The sequence below is a fragment of the Enterobacter sp. genome, assembly GCF_977039595.1.
In genome coordinates, this window is record NZ_CDRQYH010000047.1 from 13,073 (window position 1) to 30,406 (window position 17,334).

Here is a 17,334-nt window from a genome sequence, read left to right on the forward strand (position 1 = left end):
CTTACGCTCCGGATAGTTTTCTAAAGAGAGAACGCACCCACTCGCGGTGCAGACTCAGCGAACGTCCCATCACCACCACAACCAGCAGCGCCCCTGACAGCGCGCTCGACACCTGGTTGGGGATACCGACCATCTGTAAACCCTGCTGCAGATAGCCCACCAGCAGCGCCGCCAGCGCCGTACCGACAACCGAACCTGAACCGCCGTAGATATTGGCTCCGCCGAGCACGGCGGCGGTGAGCGCGGGCATCAGTAAATCGCGCCCAAGATCCGAACGCGCGGAGCCGAAATAGGAGACCATGACCAGCGCGGCAATCGCGGAGGCAACGCCCACCAGGCCGTACAGCGCGTAGGGCATGCCGTTCACCGGCAGCGCCGCATAGCGTGCCGCACGCGGATTTTGGCCAATCAGGAACAGATGACGGCCAAAGCGCCCCCGGTGGGTAATGAGCCAGAAGAAGACGGTGATTACCGCGAACAAGACCAATGGGATCGGCAGGCCCAACACCGTGAGGTTAGCGAACGCCGTGAAGCCGTCCGGGAAACCGCTGATTCCCTCGTAGCCCGTGGCCCCCGCCATGCCGGAGAGCAGCAGCGCCCCGCCGCCGTAGAGGTAGAGCGTGCCGAGGGTGATAACCAAAGGGCTGATGCCGGTGTAGTGGATCAGCGCCGCATTCATCAGCCCGCACAGCAGGCCGAGCAGCAGCGTCAGCGGAATGGCGACCGCCATCGGCCAGCCCGCCTGCATCATCACCCCCAACGCGATGGCGCACAGGCCGATGGTCGAGCCGAGGGAGATGTCGATCCCGCCGCTGATAATCACCAGCGTGAGCGGCAGCGCCACAATGCCGATGCAGATGAAGTCGCTGGTGCTGAAAAGCAGCATGTTGATATCGAGCATACGTGGGTTGATGGCCCCGAAAAGCAGGATCTCCAGCACCAGCAAAATGAGCAGCGCGCTTTCCCAGTTAAGCCTCATTTACGCCACCTCTTTTTTACGTTTGGGAAAGGGGGTGACGTGCTTTCCCCCTCTGTTACCCGGCTGGAAGCGACCGTACTTCAGCGCCCGCTGATGCCGCGCCAGCGCCTGGCGCAGACGCCCGTCGAGCACCAGCACGCCCAGCAGCACCAGCCCGGCGATAAAGTCGTTCCACCAGGCAGGAAGCCTGAACAGCACCAGCACGGTGTCGATTTGCGTCAGGAAGAACGCACCGAGCAGCGCGCCAATCAGCGTCCCCGTGCCGCCCAGCAGCGAAATACCGCCGAGCACGCAGGCGGCGATGGCCTTCATCTCCAGCCCGCTGCCGGTCTGGTTGGGCACAAAGCCAATCTGCGCGGCAAAGACGATCCCGGCGCAGGCCGCCAGCATGCCGTTGAGGGTGAAGGCGATCATGCGGGTGCGGTTCACCGCCACGCCCAGTTGGCGCGCGGCGGCGAGGTTATCCCCCACCGCGTAGAAATCACGCCCGAACGCGGTGCGCGACAGCGTCCACGCGCCTGTGGCCGCGATGGTCAACACCACCATTCCAAGGGGCGATACGCCGATTGCCGCAGGCTCAGAGAGGGATTTCAACCCCGGCGGCAGCCCTTCAATCCACTTTCCGCCCGTCCAGAGCAGCATCGCCCCGCGGTACAGCCCCAGCGTGCCGAGGGTCGCGACAATCGCCGGAATGCGCAGCCCCACCACCAGAAAACCGTTGAACGCCCCGGCCAGCGCCCCGATCGACAGTGCGAAGAGAATGGAAACGGGCAGGCTGTAGCCGCCGTTCAGCGCCACGCCGACGGCGATGGCGGACAGCCCGACGGTTGAACCCACGGAAACGTCGATATTGCGGGTCAGCATCACCAGCGCCGCGCCGATAGCCAGCAGGATCAGGATCTGCGAGCTGGCGAAAATCATCCCCAGCGTCTGCAGGCTGAAGTAAGAGGGATTAAGCGCCACCAGCACGGCGAACAGCGCCAGAATGGCGAGAAACGCGCTTAGCTCGCGGTTTTTCAGTAAGATCTTCATGCTTGCCCTCCGAACGCCAGCTCCATCATGCGATCGAGGCTGACGGCATGGCGCGGCAGTTCACCGCTGAGCACGCCCTGGTGCATCACCAGCACGCGGTCCGCGAGGCCCGGAAACTCATCGAGATCGCTTGAGATCATCAGCACCGCCACGTTCTGCGCCGCCACGCTTTTGATGAGCTGGTAGATATCGGCGCGCGCCGAGACGTCCACGCCGCGCGTCGGCTCGTCGACGATCAGCAATAACGGGTTGGCTTCCAGACAGCGTGCAAGCAGCACCTTCTGCTGGTTGCCGCCGGAGAGCGTGCGCACGGTTTGATCCGCATGGTTGAGCTTGATCCCCAGCGCCCGGTGATAGCGCTCCACCACCGCGGACTCTCTTTTCCGCTGCTGCCAGAGCGACGGCTCGTTCAGCGCCACGGTGTTCCAGCGGATCGGCGCGTCGAGGAACAGGCCGGACACCTGCCTGTCTTCCGGCAGGTACACCAGGCCTCTGTTTAGCCGCGAGCGCACCGGCTCGTTGGCGATCTCCTGGTTCTCCAGCCAGATGCGTCCCCCGCGTACCGGCCGCAGGCCGTAGAGGGTTTCGGCAAATTCGGTGCGCCCGGATCCGACCAGCCCTGCAAGGCCGACGATCTCTCCGGCGTAGATCTCAAGGCTCAGATCGATAAACCCTTCTCCGGTCAGGTCCTCTACCCGCAGCACCGGAAAATCCTGCGGCTGGGTGCGGCGGTTGCCCGGCAGCGCCAGCCACAGCTTTTGCGTATCGCTCAGGAATTTCTCGCGGCTCACCGGCGTCATGGCGGCGATCAGGGCGCTATCGTCAAACTGCGCGGTTTCGCCGCTCAGCACCACCGCGCCGTCGCGCATCACCGAGACGTGGCTCGACAGCATGCGAATTTCCGGCAGCTTATGGGAGATAAAGACGATCCCGACGCCGAGTGCCTGCAGGGCGCGGATCTGACGAAACAGCCGTTCGGTTTCGCCCGGCGTGAGGGAGGCCGTGGGCTCGTCGAGGATCAGGATCCTGGCGTTGCGCATTAATCCGCGCAGGATCTCCACCATCTGCTGATCCGCCACTTCCAGGGTGCTGGCGGCGGCGTCGAGGTTGAGCTGGCAATGCAGTTGCTCAAGCTTCTCCTCCAGCCGTTTTTCCCGATCGCGTTCGCGCGGCAGGCGGAACAGGATGTTTTCCCGCACCGTAAGGTTGGGGAACAGCAGCGGCTCCTGCGGCACCAGGTAAATGCCGAGCCTGTGCGCCTGCACGGGCGTCAGCCGCGCATATGACTGCCCCTCGACGGAAAGTTCACCGCTGTCCGGCGTCTCGACTCCGGCGATGATCTTCATCAGCGTCGATTTTCCCGCGCCGTTTCCGCCCATCAGCGCGTGCACCTGGCCCGCAAGCAGCGTGAAATCAATGCCTTTCAGAACCGGCACGCCTGAGAACTGCTTGCTGATATTCCGCGCGTCGAGAAGTGGTGTCATCATCGCTCCGCTATTGAACAAATGATTTTTAGATTTAATAATGTTCAAAAGCGTAGACGGTGAACTATATTTACAACCGTGCAGGGATCACAGTTTTATAGATTGAGATTCAGATAAACCAGAAACGATCGAAATGATCCGTTTTGTCGCGTGGCTCACACTTTCCCTCCGCGTCATCACGAACATATGATCTAAATTTTTATAAGAGTTCAACTATGAGCGATAAACGTACTGCGGAAGAAGGACGGTTTGCCGGGCTGGCGCTGGCGGAAGAGGAGCTGGTGGCGCGCGTAGCCTGGTGCTACTACCACGACGGGCTGACTCAGAACGATATCGGCGAGCGGCTCGGGCTGCCGCGTTTGAAGATTTCTCGCCTGCTGGAAAAAGGCCGTCAGTCAGGGGTGATCCGCGTGCAGATTAACTCCCGCTACGAGGGCTGCCTGTCGCTGGAAACCGAGCTACAGCAGCGCTTTGGCCTGAAGCTGGTGCGCGTGATGCCCGCCTTAAATACGCCGCCGATGAACGTGCGGCTGGGCATTGGCGCGGCGCAGTCGCTGATGGGCGTGCTGGAACCCGGCCAGCTGCTGGCTGTGGGGTTTGGTGAAACCACCATGAGCAGCCTGCAGCACCTGAGCGGCTTTATCAGCTCGCAGCAAATCCGCCTCGTGACGCTCTCCGGCGGCGTCGGGCCATATATGACCGGTATTGGACAGCTGGACGCGGCCTGCAGCGTCAGCATGATCCCCGCCCCGCTTCGCGTGTCTTCCGCCGAAGTGGCCGGGATCTTAAAACGCGAGACCAGCGTGCGGGACGTGATCCTCGCCGCCACCGCCGCCGACGTCGCGGTGGTTGGCATTGGTTCGGTGAACCAGCGCCGCGACGCTACGATACTGCGATCCGGCTATATCAGCGAAGGTGAACAGCTGATGTATGCCCGCAAAGGCGCGGTCGGCGACATTCTCGGCTATTTCCTCAATGCCGAAGGTGAATGCGTTGAGGAGCTGGAGATCCATAAAGAATTACTCGGCGTCTCGCTTGATGAGCTGGCGCAGCTGCCCACCATCCTTGGCGTAGCCGGAGGGGAAGAGAAAGCCGATGCGATTTATGCCGCACTGAAGGGTCGACGTATCAATGGCCTGGTGACGGAGGAGACGACAGCCCGCGCGGTGCTGGCTCTGGCCAAATGAGAGCCCGCCCTGCGCTAACAGCGAGGCAAGCTCATGAGTTACCTTTTAGCGTTAGATGCAGGGACAGGCAGCGTTCGCGCCGTTATTTTCGATTTACAGGGCAACCAGATTGCCGTCGGTCAGGCCGAGTGGAAGCACCTGAGCGTTGAGAACGTGCCGGGGTCGATGGAGTTCGACCTCGAGACCAACTGGCAGCTGGCCTGCCGGTGCATTCATCAGGCGCTGTCGCGCGCGAATCTGACCGCGGCAGATATTCAGTCCGTTGCCTGCTGTTCAATGCGCGAAGGGATCGTGCTGTATGACCGCAACGGCGAGGCCATCTGGGCCTGCGCTAACGTCGACGCCCGCGCCAGCCGCGAAGTGGCCGAACTCAAAGAGATCCACGATGACCGTTTTGAATCCGAAGTGTATGAGGTTTCTGGCCAGACGCTGGCGCTGAGCGCCATGCCGCGCCTGCTGTGGCTGGCGCACCATCGTCCGGATATTTACCGCAACGCCGCGACCATCACCATGATCAGCGACTGGCTGGCGGCGAAGCTCTCCGGCGAGCTGGCGGTCGACCCGTCTAACGCGGGCACCACCGGCATGCTGGATCTGTTTTCCCGCAACTGGCGTCCGGCGCTGCTCGACATGGCCGGGCTGCGCGCCGATATCCTCTCCCCGGTGAAAGAGACCGGCACCGTACTGGGTGCTATAAACCGGGAGGCCGCGCTGCAGAGCGGCCTGCGCGAAGGCACGCCGGTGGTGATGGGCGGCGGCGACGTGCAGCTGGGCTGCCTGGGGCTGGGCGTGGTCCGCGCCGGACAAACGGCGGTACTGGGCGGTACCTTTTGGCAGCAGGTGGTCAACCTGCCGCAGGTGCGCACCGATCCTGAGATGAACATCCGCGTGAACCCGCACGTCATTCCCGGCATGGCGCAGGCGGAGTCGATCAGCTTCTTTACCGGGCTGACCATGCGCTGGTTCCGCGACGCCTTCTGCGCGGAGGAAAAGCTGATTGCCGATCGTATGGGGATGGACACCTACTCCCTGCTGGAAGAGATGGCGAGCCGCGTGCCGGCGGGTTCCCACGGGGTGATGCCGATCTTCTCCGACGCGATGCATTTTAAGCAGTGGTACCACGCCGCGCCGTCGTTTATTAACCTCTCCATCGACCCGGAAAAATGCAACAAAGCGACGCTGTTCCGCGCCCTGGAGGAGAATGCGGCGATCGTCTCGGCCTGCAACCTGGCGCAGATTTCGCGCTTCTCCGGCGTAACGTTTGAAAGCCTGGTGTTTGCGGGCGGCGGTTCCAAAGGCGCTCTGTGGAGCCAGATCTTAAGCGACGTCACCGGCCTGCCGGTGCGCGTGCCGGAAGTGAAAGAGGCGACGGCGCTCGGCTGCGCGATTGCGGCAGGTGCTGGCGCGGGGCTGTTCGCCGATATGGCCTCGACGGGCGAACGGCTTGTGAAGTGGAGCCGCGAGTTCACGCCGAACCCGCAATACCGGGAGCTGTACGACGGCATGATGCAGAAATGGCAGGCGGTGTACGCCGACCAGCTCGGGCTGGTGGACAGCGGGCTGACGACCTCGATGTGGCAGGCTCCGGGGCTGGTACGGGCAGCAGCGCCGTAAATAACGCCGGACGGCGCTACGCTTATCTGTCCTGGGGTTTTGTAGCCCCGGTAAGCGCAGCGCCACCGGGGAAGTTCTTTGAGATCTATCACAATCATTCGATCCCGCTTTTACCTTTCCGCTGCCGCTGGCTAAATTAGTAACTCATCCGACCACATAACAATAATTTTACACTGGAAGAGACTATGAGCCGCTACCCGTCGTTATTCGCCCCCCTCGATCTGGGGTTTACCACCCTTAAAAACCGCGTGTTGATGGGCTCGATGCACACCGGGCTGGAGGAGCATCCGGACGGGGCCGAGCGTCTGGCGGCCTTCTATGCCGAACGCGCCCGCCACGGGGTGGCGCTGATTGTCACCGGGGGTGTAGCCCCAGCCCCTTCCGGCGTCGGCATGGAGGGCGGCGCGGTGCTGAACGATGCGTCGCAGCTGCCGTACCACCGCATTGTGACCGACGCGGTGCACAGCGAGGGCGGTAAAATCGCCCTGCAAATCCTGCACACCGGACGCTACAGCTACCAGCCTAACCTGGTCGCACCATCGGCCATTCAGGCGCCGATCAACCGCTTTAAACCTCACGCCCTCACCCACGACGAGATCCTGACGCTGATCGACGACTTCGCCCGCTGCGCCGCGCTGGCGCGTGAGGCGGGCTATGACGGCGTTGAGGTGATGGGCTCCGAAGGCTACCTGATCAACGAGTTTCTGGCCGCCCGCACCAACCAGCGAGACGACGAATGGGGCGGCGACTATTCCCGCCGGATGCGCTTTGCTGTAGAAGTCGTGCGCGCCGTGCGCGAACGTGCGGGCACGGACTTTATCATCATCTTCCGCCTGTCGATGCTCGACCTGGTGGAGGGCGGCTGCACGTTTGACGAAACCGTGCAGCTGGCGCAGGCGATTGAAGCCGCGGGTGCCACGATTATCAACACAGGGATTGGCTGGCACGAGGCGCGCATTCCGACCATCGCCACGCCGGTGCCGCGCGCGGCTTTCAGCTGGGTAACGCGCAGGCTGAAGGGCAAAGTGTCCGTTCCGCTGGTCACCACCAACCGCATTAACGATCCGCAGGTGGCGGACGATGTGATTTCGCGCGGCGATGCCGACATGGTCTCGATGGCGCGGCCGTTCCTCGCCGATGCCGAACTGCTGTCCAAAGCGCAAAGCGGCCGCGCGGATGAGATCAACACCTGCATCGGCTGTAACCAGGCCTGTCTGGATCAGATTTTCGTCGGCAAGGTCACCTCCTGCCTCGTCAACCCGCGCGCCTGCCATGAAACCAAAATGCCGATCGTTCCGGCGGTCAATAAAAAACGCCTGGCCGTCGTGGGCGCTGGCCCGGCGGGCCTGGCGTTTGCGGTGAATGCCGCTTCGCGCGGGCACAGCGTGACGCTGTTTGATGCAGCCGGGGAGATCGGCGGGCAGTTTAATATCGCCAAACAGATCCCGGGCAAAGAGGAGTTTTATGAAACGCTGCGCTACTACCGCCGGATGATCGAACTGACGGGCGTCGAGCTGCGGCTTAACCAGTTTGTCAGCGCGGCGGATCTGACTGATTTCGATGAGGTGATTCTGGCGAGCGGGATCGTACCGCGCACGCCTGCGATCGAGGGTATCGATCATCCAAAAGTGCTGAGCTATCTCGACGTGCTGCGTGACAAAGTACCGGTTGGCGAGAAGGTGGCGATTATCGGCTGCGGCGGGATCGGCTTTGATACCGCCATGTATTTGAGCCAGCCGGGCGAGGCGACCAGCCAGAACATTGCCGAGTTTTGCGTCGAATGGGGTATTGATACCAGCCTCAGCCAGTCCGGCGGATTACGCCCGGAAGGGCCGCAACTGCCGAAAAGCCCGCGCCAGATCGTGATGCTGCAGCGTAAGGCCAGCAAGCCGGGTGAAGGGCTGGGCAAAACGACCGGCTGGATCCACCGCGCCACCCTACTCTCACGCGGGGTGAAGATGATCCCGGCTGTCAGCTACCACAAGATCGACGACGAGGGGCTGCACGTCACGATCGGCGGCGAGCCGCAGCTCTTGCGCGTGGATCATGTGATTTTATGTGCCGGACAGGAGCCAAAGCGCGATCTGGCCGATCCGCTGCGCGAGGCCGGTAAAACGGTGCATTTGATCGGCGGGTGCGACGTGGCGATGGAGCTGGACGCGCGGCGCGCGATTGCGCAGGGGACGAAATTAGCTCTGGCGATCTAGGGCATTGCCCGGTGGCGCTGCGCTTACCGAGCCTACAAAACCGTAGGCCTGTGCAAGCGAAGCGCCGCCAGGCAAAACAATCTTAACGACGACGTCCCAGCTTCACCGACTTCAGCACCACAAACTTATTGTTCGTCGCAACGGTGACGCAGTTACCGAAAATCTTCTTCAGCTTATGGAAGTAGTCCAGGTGGCGGTTGGCCACGATGTACAGCTCGCCGTTGATCTTCAGGCAGCGGCGCGCGTGGTGGAACATCTCCCACGCGACGTTATCCGTCAGGGCGTGCTTCTGGTGGAACGGCGGGTTGCAGAACACGGCGTTGAAGCGGAAAGGCTCTACGCCCGACAGCCCGTTGTTGATCATAAACTCGCAGCGGTCCAGCGCGTCCGGCATATTGGTTTCAACGTTCAGACGGCTGGAGGCCACCGCCATCGGCGATTCGTCGCTGAACACCACGCTGGCCTCCGGGTTCTTCGCCAGCAGCGTCAGGCCAATCACGCCGTTGCCGCAGCCCAGGTCGACAATCTCTCCTTCCAGATTTTCCGGCAGATGTTCCATAAAGAAGCGCGCGCCGATATCCAGACCAGTGCGGGAGAAGACGTTCGCGTGGTTGTGGATGGTCCAGTCGGTCCCTTCCAGCTTCCAGCTCAGGGTCTCTGGCGCGTCGGCCAGCTCGGGAGCGGTGAACGTACAGTTGATCAGGCGCGCTTTTTTCCACGCCAGCGTGGTGGTGGTCGGGCCGAGAACCTTCTCGAACAGCTCCAGCGTCGAGGTGTGAATATCGCGCGCTTTGGCACCCGCGATGATACGGGTTTCTGGCGTCACGACCTTACGCAGCGCGCGCAGCTGCTGCTCCAGCAGCGCCATGGTTTTTGGCACTTTGATCAGCACCACGCCCGGCGCCTGCGGGTAATCCGCGGTGCTGTCGAGGAACTTCACGCTGGACTCTTCGATGTCGTTATGGCGCAGGTTTTCACGCGTCGCCAGCTCGCTTAAGTAGGAATCGCCGATGCTGTACGGCGTGTGCTCCGCCAGGGCACAGCCCAGCGCGCCGAAGGCGTCATTCAGGATCAAAACCGGGCCGCGGATTTCAGTCTCATCCAACTGTTGCAGCAGATATTCATCCGCCGCTTCCCACGCCTGAAGCGGGTTAACGTCGTCCGTTTCCGGGAAACGTTTAAGGTTGAGTGAACGGAAACCGTTGTCTAAGTGGCTCATCGGCCCTCCTGAATGGTAAAATTTGGCGTATCCCTGAAAAGGGTGCGTGAGTATACCCGTTTTCGCATTAATTTGGGCTTTTGATGAACCAACTTACTTATCTCCAGGGCTATCCGGAGCATTTACTGACTCAGGTTCGCAGCCTGATTGCCGAGCAGAAGCTCGGCGCAGTGCTGGAAAAACGCTATCCCGGCACCCACGATTTCGCGACCGATAAGGCCCTCTGGCAGTATACGCAGGATCTGAAAAGCCGGTATCTGAAGAGCGCGCCGCCGATCAACAAGGTGATGTACGACAACAAGATCCACGTGCTGAAAAACGCGCTCGGCCTGCACACCGCCGTCTCCCGCGTGCAGGGCGGCAAGCTGAAGGCCAAGGCGGAGATCCGCGTCGCAACGGTTTTCCGTAACGCGCCGGAAGCCTTTCTGCGGATGATCGTGGTGCACGAGCTGGCGCACCTGAAAGAGAAAGAGCACGACAAAGCGTTCTATTCCCTGTGCTGCCACATGGAGCCGCAGTACCACCAGCTGGAGTTTGATACCCGCCTGTGGCTTACGCATTTATCGTTAAATGGTAATGCGGAATAGCGCACGCGAATTGTCATGATGACGTGCTACAGTGGCTAAAGGTTCCCCGCTACGGAGTACGTAAACGTTTATGATACGTTTCGCAGTCATTGGAACGAACTGGATCACGCGCCAGTTCGTCGACGCCGCCCACGAAACCGGCAAACTGAAACTTACCGCAGTCTATTCCCGCAGCCTTGAGCAGGCGCAGAGTTTTGCCAACGATTACCTCGTTGAGCATCTCTTCACCTCGCTTGATGAGATGGCGCAAAGCGACGCCATTGACGCGGTCTATATCGCCAGCCCGAACTCCCTGCACTTCCCGCAAACGAAGCTGTTCCTCAGCCATAAAAAGCATGTGATTTGCGAGAAGCCGCTGGCATCAAATATTGAGGAAGTGGAGGCGGCCATTGCGCTTGCCCGCGAAAACCAGGTGGTTCTTTTCGAAGCGTTCAAAACCGCCAGCCTGCCGAATTTCCTGTTGCTGCAGCATTCCCTGCCGAAAATCGGCAAGGTGCGCAAAGCCTTTATTAACTACTGCCAGTACTCGTCGCGCTACCAGCGCTATCTGGACGGCGAGAACCCGAACACCTTTAACCCGGCGTTCTCGAACGGCTCGATAATGGATATCGGATTCTACTGCCTGGCCTCTGCCGTGGCCCTGTGGGGCGAACCGCACGGCGTCACGGCCACCGCCAGCCTGCTGGAGAGCGGCGTGGATGCGCACGGTGTCGCGGTGCTGGATTACGGTGATTTCAGCGTGACGCTGCAGCACTCCAAGGTGAGCGATTCCGTGCTGCCGAGCGAAATTCAGGGCGAAGCGGGCTCGCTGGTCATTGAGAAGATCTCCGAGTGCCAGAAGGTGAGCTTTGTCCCGCGAGGTGGCAAAGCCCAGGAGCTGACGCAGCCTCAGCATATTAACACTATGCTCTATGAGGCAGAGGTCTTCGCCCGTCTGGTGGAAGACAACGAAGTGAATCACCCAGGCCTTGCGGTGAGCCGCACCACGGCGAAGCTGCAAACGGAGATCCGCCGCCAGACCGGCGTGGTATTCCCTGCAGACGGCGTGGGCGCGGAGGTTATCGCGTAAAGCTGTGTAATGAAACGGCGCAGACCATTGACGAAACCAATGGTCTGACATATTTTGTTACCTGCAAAGGGGAGTAACTTCTTCGTCGGTGGATCGTCATTACGATGCGTGCAATACCGCATCCGGTCGCCGGGCAACCTTCGTGGTTGTAAGTGAGACCTTGCCGGAAGGCGAGGTCTATGCATAAAAAGCTAACGGCTATCGTCTTCTGACTATGGCCGTTTTTGTTTTTTATGTGTAAGGAAAATAGTATGCATTCTGTCGGCACTCCAATGTTGTGGGGCGGATTCGCGGTTGTCGTGCTCATCATGCTGGCGATCGACCTCTTTTTGCAGGGACGTCGCGGCGCGCACGGCATGACCATGAAACAGGCCGCCGCCTGGTCGCTGGTGTGGGTCACCCTCTCTCTGCTCTTCTGCGCTGCCTTCTGGTGGTACCTGGCCTCGACTGAAGGCCGCGCGGTGGCCGACCCTCAGGCGCTCGCCTTCCTCACCGGTTATCTGATTGAAAAAGCCCTGGCGGTCGATAACGTCTTCGTCTGGCTGATGCTGTTCAGCTACTTCGCCGTGCCTGCTGCCCTGCAGCGTCGCGTGCTGGTGTACGGCGTGCTAGGCGCGATTATCCTGCGTACCATCATGATCTTCGCTGGCAGCTGGCTGATTACCCAGTTCGAATGGCTGCTGTACGTCTTCGGCGCGTTCCTGCTGTTCACCGGGGTCAAAATGGCGCTGGCGAAAGAGGACGGCTCTGCGATTGGCGATCGCCCGCTGGTGAAGTGGATCCGCGGCCATCTGCGCATGACCGACAAGATCGAGAGCGAGCACTTCTTCGTGCGCAAGAACGGCCTGCTGTTTGCCACCCCGCTGCTGCTGGTGCTGATTCTGGTTGAGCTGAGCGACGTGATTTTCGCCGTGGACAGCATTCCGGCGATCTTCGCGGTAACCACCGACCCGTTCATCGTCCTGACCTCTAACCTTTTCGCCATTCTCGGCCTGCGTGCCATGTATTTCCTGCTGGCAGGCGCGGCGGAGCGTTTCTCCATGCTGAAGTACGGCCTGTCGGTGATTCTGGTGTTTATCGGTATCAAAATGCTAATCGTCGATTTCTACCATATCCCGATCGCTATTTCGCTCGGCGTGGTATTTGGCATTCTGATCGTGACGCTGATTATCAATACCTGGGTTAACCGCCAGCACGATAAGAAGCAGCAGGTGGAGTAATCCCCTCACCCCAGCCCTCTCCCACAGGGAGAGGGTGAACACACTTTTGTAACGCAGTAGTTAAAAAATATGATGCAACACGTAAAATCCAGCATTTTACGCTTCCCTCCTTTCGCGCATTCCCTATACTCGACCAGGCAAACATTTACTTACATCCGGACATAAATGTGACTAAGAGCACATCCGGGATGGAACGCAATTTCACTCAGGAAATATGTATGAGCATACAATCAAGCGGTCTGTTCGCGCGCCTGGCGCAGGGCAGCCTCGTTAAACAAATTCTGGTCGGGCTGGTGCTGGGTATTCTGCTGGCGATGGTGTCAAAACCTGCCGCGGAAGCCACGGGGCTGCTCGGGACGCTGTTCGTAGGTGCACTGAAAGCCGTCGCGCCGGTACTGGTTCTGATGCTGGTCATGGCGTCAATTGCCAACCACCAGCACGGACAAAAAACCAATATTCGCCCCATTCTGTTCCTTTATCTGCTGGGAACCTTCTCGGCTGCCTTAACGGCCGTGGTGTTTAGCTTCCTGTTCCCGTCCACGCTGCACCTGACCAGCGCGGCCGGTGATATCACGCCGCCGTCCGGGATTGTCGAAGTCCTGCGGGGCCTGCTGTTGAGCATGGTCTCTAACCCCATCACCGCGCTGATGAGCGGAAACTACATTGGCATCCTGGTCTGGGCGATTGGTCTGGGCTTCGCGCTGCGCCACGGCAACGAGACCACGAAAAACCTGGTCAACGATTTGTCCAACGCCGTGACCTTTATGGTGAAGCTGGTAATTCGCTTTGCGCCTATCGGTATATTCGGGCTGGTCTCCTCCACGCTGGCAACTACCGGTTTTGACGCACTGTGGGGTTACGCGCAGCTGCTGGTTGTGCTGGTCGGCTGTATGCTGCTGGTGGCGCTGGTGATCAACCCGCTGCTGGTGTTCTGGCAGATCCGCCGCAACCCGTATCCGCTCGTGCTGACCTGCCTGCGCGAAAGCGGCGTAACCGCCTTCTTCACCCGCAGCTCGGCGGCGAACATTCCGGTTAACATGGCGCTGGCGGAGAAACTGAACCTGGACCGCGACACCTATTCCGTTTCGATCCCGCTGGGTGCAACCGTGAATATGGCGGGTGCGGCAATCACCATTACTGTGCTGACCCTGGCGGCGGTGCATACGCTGGGCATTCCGGTGGATCTGCCAACCGCGCTGCTGTTGAGCGTCGTGGCGTCGCTGTGTGCCTGTGGCGCATCGGGCGTGGCGGGCGGTTCCCTGCTGCTGATCCCGCTGGCGTGTAATATGTTCGGTATCCCGAACGAAATCGCCATGCAGGTAGTAGCCGTCGGCTTTATCATCGGCGTGCTGCAGGACTCCTGCGAAACCGCGCTGAACTCCTCTACCGACGTGCTGTTTACCGCAGCGGCCTGTCAGGCGGAAGACGCGCGTTTAGCGAAGAACGCCCTGCGAGGTTAACAGCAAAACGGCAACCCTAAGGTTGCCGTTTTTAGTGTTTGTACCCTCTCCCTGTGGGAGAGGGTCAGGGTGAGGGCACCAGCCCGCTCCCTATTTAAAGCGTCACACCACTCTTAAAGATCGCCAGCTCGCGGAAGTCGTTCTTCTCGTTACAGGTTTGCTTGCCGCTGGCAATTTCCACGATGACATCAACAAATTCATCGAGCAGCTGCGGCATCGCCTTGCCGTGGATCAGCTGGCCCGCGTCAAAGTCGATCCAGTGCTTTTTCTTCGACGCCAGCTCGCTGTTGGTGGCAATTTTCACCGTCGGCACAAAACCGCCGTACGGCGTACCGCGACCGGTGCTGAACAGCACCATATGGCAGCCGGCTCCCGCCAGCGCGCTGGTGGCAACCGCATCGTTCCCTGGCGCGCTCAGCAGGTTCAGACCGTGCGTTTTCAGGCGCTCGCCGTAGCGCAGAACGTCAACCACCTGGCTGGCGCCCGCTTTCTGAGTGCAGCCAAGGGATTTCTCTTCCAGCGTGGTGATCCCGCCCGCTTTGTTACCCGGTGACGGGTTCTCGTAAATGGGCTGATTGTGGGCAATGAAATACTGTTTGAAGTCGTTCACCATGGTGACGGTCTTCTCAAACGTCTCTTCGTCGCGGCAGTGGCTCATCAGAATACGCTCTGCGCCGAACATCTCCGGCACTTCGGTCAGCACAGTGGTGCCGCCGTTGGCAATGACGTAATCCGAGAAGCGACCCAGCATCGGGTTGGCGGTGATGCCGGACAGGCCGTCAGACCCGCCGCACTCCAGACCAAACTTCAGCTCGCTCAGCTTGCCCGGCTCGCGCTTGTCGTGGCGCATCACGTCATACAGCTGATGAAGCTGCTCAACGCCCGCTTCCACTTCGTCGTCCTGATGCTGACACACCATAAAATGCACGCGCTCAGGATCGAACTCACCGAGCGTCTCGCGGAAGGCGTCCACCTGATTGTTCTCGCAGCCCAGGCCGATCACCAGCACCGCACCCGCGTTCGGGTGGCGCACCATGTTTTGCAGCATGGTGCGGGTATTGATGTGGTCGTCACCCAGCTGGGAGCAGCCGTAGGTGTGGCTGAACAGATGTACCCCGTCAGTGCCTTCGGCACTGTTGGTCTCTTTCAGGAAGCGCGTCTGGATCTGCCGCGCGATGCCGTTGACGCAGCCGACGGTCGGGAGGATCCACAGCTCGTTGCGGATCCCCACCTCACCGTTAGCGCGACGGTAGATCTGTACTTCACGATCTGCAGCCTGGCGCTCTTCCGCGGGTAAATCAGGTTGATAGCTGTACTCGTCCAGATCGCTCAGATTGGTGCGGGTATTGTGAGAATGAATATGTTCACCCGGCTCGATATCCGCTAACGCATGCCCAATCGGAAGACCGTACTTAATGACGTTGTCCCCTTTAGCGAGAGGCTTCACGGCAAACTTGTGTCCGCGAGCAATCGCCTGACGCAGGGTGACGCTCTGGTTATCAACGGTCACCACGTCGCCTTCAGCGAGGTCCGTCAGCGCGACGGCCACATTATCCAGCGAATGGATTTTGATGTATTGCATATCAACCTCAAACGGCCCTAGTTCAGTTCAATGGCGAAGTAGTCACGCGCATTGTTAAAGCAGATGTTTTTCACCATTTCGCCCAGCAACTGGATATCCGCTGGCGCTTCGCCTGCGTGCACCCAGCGGCCAATCATCTGGCACAGAATGCGGCGGAAATATTCATGACGGGTATAGGACAGGAAGCTGCGGCTGTCGGTCAGCATGCCGACAAAGCGGCTTAGCAGGCCAAGCTGCGCCAGCTGCGTCATCTGACGTTCCATACCGTCTTTCTGATCGTTGAACCACCAGCCGGAGCCGAACTGCATCTTGCCCGGCATCCCTTCGCCCTGGAAGTTGCCGACCATGGTACCCAGCACTTCGTTATCGCGCGGGTTCAGGCAGTAAAGGATGGTTTTAGGCAGCAGATTTTGTTCGTTCTGTTTGCTCAGAAGTTTGGACAGCTCTTCTGCCAGCGGACGGTCGTTGATGGAGTCGAAGCCTACATCCGCACCAAGCAGCTTAAACTGGCGCTGGTTGTTATTGCGCAGCGCACCGATATGGTACTGCTGTACCCAGCCGCGACGCGCGTATTCGGCACCGAGGAACACCAGTACCGCCGTTTTGAACTGCGCCACTTCGTGCTCGCTAAGCGATTCACCGGAGAGACGACGTGCCAGAATGCTGTCCAGCTCGGCTTCATTTGATTCCGCAAACAGCACCACGTCCAGCGCGTGGTCAGAAACTTTACAGCCGTGCGCCGCGAAGTGATCCAGACGTTTGGTCAGCGCGGCTTGCAAGTCTGCGAAACGACGAATGTCGGTATCGGACACTTCCGCCAGCTTCGCCATGTAGTCGGCGAAGGTAGCCTGCTCAATGTTGAAGGCTTTGTCCGGGCGCCAGCTTGGCAGCACTTTGATATCAAAAGAGGTGTCTTTGGCGACAACGGCATGATGCTCCAGAGAGCCAATCGGATCGTCGGTGGTGCCCACCATCTTCACGTTCATCTGCTTCATGATGCCGCGCGCGGAGAAGTTATCCTGCGCCAGCAGCGCATTGCAGCGCTCCCAGATTTCATCGGCGGTCGCTGGGGAGAGCAGCGTTCCGGTAATACCAAACGGGCGGCGAAGCTCAAGATGCGTCCAGTGGTAGAGCGGGTTGCCGATGGTGTGCGGAACGGTCGAAGCCCAGGCGTCAAACTTCTCGCGGTCGCTGGCGTCACCGGTACACAGGCGCTCAGCGACGCCGTTGGTGCGCATGGCGCGCCATTTATAGTGGTCACCCTTCAGCCAGATGTCATACAGGTTTTTGAAACGGTAATTTTCGGCAACCTGCTGCGGCGGCAGGTGGCAGTGGTAATCGAAAATCGGCTGGTCTTTTGCGTAGTCGTGGTACAGGCGGCGAGCAAATTCGGTATCTAACAGAAAATCGTCGGTCATAAACGGCGTCATTATCGTCTTCCTCATTACGGGAGCGTCAGAAAGCGTATGTTCATATGCTGCAAAGTTATCACACCAATTTCCACCCACCGAAGCTTTTTTCGTGAGTGAGATCAATAAACGCCAACAAATTCATTCCCCTCACTGGAACAAACCCTGCTGCAGGCCGCGCCATTACTGGCTTTGCCCGCAGCGACGAATGTCCCCACAAATAATCATACATTTGTGATGTCACTCACCTTTTAAAGTTGTATGACAAGTTATCTTTTCGCCGTC

General features: G+C 59.8%; 13 protein-coding genes. 7 read left to right on the plus strand and 6 right to left on the minus strand.

What is annotated here, in order from left to right; translation table 11 throughout:
- Position 1 precedes the first annotated feature (1 nt).
- The 3 genes from lsrD to lsrA are packed head-to-tail and all read right to left on the minus strand — an operon-like array spanning position 2 to position 3,495.
- The gene (gene lsrD, locus ACWYRJ_RS14430; RefSeq protein ID WP_455508147.1) at positions 2-979 is read right to left on the minus strand and encodes an autoinducer 2 ABC transporter permease LsrD; all 978 of its coding nucleotides are present in this window, start codon (positions 977-979) and stop codon (positions 2-4) included.
- Complete coding sequence (gene lsrC, locus ACWYRJ_RS14435; protein WP_455508148.1) at positions 980-2,011, minus strand: autoinducer 2 ABC transporter permease LsrC; 1,032 nt, start codon at positions 2,009-2,011, stop codon at positions 980-982.
- Positions 2,008-3,495 carry an autoinducer 2 ABC transporter ATP-binding protein LsrA gene (gene lsrA, locus ACWYRJ_RS14440; RefSeq protein ID WP_455508154.1) on the minus strand — a complete coding sequence of 496 codons (1,488 nt, stop codon included), beginning with the start codon at positions 3,493-3,495 and terminating at the stop codon, positions 2,008-2,010. Before lsrA ends, lsrC begins: the two co-directional genes overlap by 4 nt.
- Before the next feature lie 215 nt (positions 3,496-3,710).
- Between lsrA and lsrR the strand changes: the two genes are divergently transcribed.
- From lsrR to ACWYRJ_RS14455, 3 genes are all read left to right on the plus strand, one after another.
- Entirely contained in the window at positions 3,711-4,682 is a 972-nt protein-coding gene (gene lsrR, locus ACWYRJ_RS14445; RefSeq protein WP_455508149.1) for a transcriptional regulator LsrR, read from the plus strand.
- A gap of 33 nt (positions 4,683-4,715) precedes the next feature.
- Positions 4,716-6,296, plus strand: coding sequence for an autoinducer-2 kinase (gene lsrK / locus ACWYRJ_RS14450; protein WP_149367597.1), 1,581 nt, complete (start codon positions 4,716-4,718; stop codon positions 6,294-6,296).
- A gap of 185 nt (positions 6,297-6,481) precedes the next feature.
- Complete coding sequence (locus tag ACWYRJ_RS14455) at positions 6,482-8,503, plus strand: oxidoreductase (protein ID WP_455508150.1); 2,022 nt, start codon at positions 6,482-6,484, stop codon at positions 8,501-8,503.
- An 82-nt stretch (positions 8,504-8,585) separates the two neighbouring features.
- Here ACWYRJ_RS14455 and rlmG read toward each other — a convergent pair whose 3' ends face one another.
- Positions 8,586-9,722 (minus strand): 23S rRNA (guanine(1835)-N(2))-methyltransferase RlmG, encoded by a 1,137-nt coding sequence (gene rlmG / locus ACWYRJ_RS14460; RefSeq protein WP_249576950.1) that lies wholly within the window; start codon positions 9,720-9,722, stop codon positions 8,586-8,588.
- Between the two features lie 83 nt (positions 9,723-9,805).
- Between rlmG and ACWYRJ_RS14465 the strand changes: the two genes are divergently transcribed.
- The 4 genes from ACWYRJ_RS14465 (at position 9,806) to sstT (ending at position 14,058) form a co-directional block, all read left to right on the plus strand.
- Positions 9,806-10,309, plus strand: a complete 504-nt coding sequence (locus tag ACWYRJ_RS14465) for a YgjP-like metallopeptidase domain-containing protein (RefSeq protein WP_023309281.1) — start codon at positions 9,806-9,808, stop codon at positions 10,307-10,309.
- Positions 10,310-10,379: 70 nt separating this feature from the next.
- Positions 10,380-11,378, plus strand: a complete 999-nt coding sequence (locus ACWYRJ_RS14470) for a Gfo/Idh/MocA family protein (protein ID WP_455508151.1) — start codon at positions 10,380-10,382, stop codon at positions 11,376-11,378.
- Positions 11,379-11,629: 251 nt separating this feature from the next.
- Positions 11,630-12,598 carry a TerC family protein gene (locus ACWYRJ_RS14475; protein ID WP_023309283.1) on the plus strand — a complete coding sequence of 323 codons (969 nt, stop codon included), beginning with the start codon at positions 11,630-11,632 and terminating at the stop codon, positions 12,596-12,598.
- Positions 12,599-12,816: 218 nt separating this feature from the next.
- Positions 12,817-14,058 carry a serine/threonine transporter SstT gene (gene sstT / locus ACWYRJ_RS14480; protein ID WP_249576951.1) on the plus strand — a complete coding sequence of 414 codons (1,242 nt, stop codon included), beginning with the start codon at positions 12,817-12,819 and terminating at the stop codon, positions 14,056-14,058.
- Between the two features lie 94 nt (positions 14,059-14,152).
- On the opposite strand, the gene ACWYRJ_RS14485 is transcribed toward sstT, so the two are convergent.
- Entirely contained in the window at positions 14,153-15,640 is a 1,488-nt protein-coding gene (locus ACWYRJ_RS14485) for a UxaA family hydrolase (RefSeq protein WP_455508152.1), read from the minus strand.
- Positions 15,641-15,657: 17 nt separating this feature from the next.
- Positions 15,658-17,070 carry a glucuronate isomerase gene (gene uxaC, locus ACWYRJ_RS14490; RefSeq protein WP_455508153.1) on the minus strand — a complete coding sequence of 471 codons (1,413 nt, stop codon included), beginning with the start codon at positions 17,068-17,070 and terminating at the stop codon, positions 15,658-15,660.
- Between the last annotated feature and the right edge of the window lie 264 nt (positions 17,071-17,334).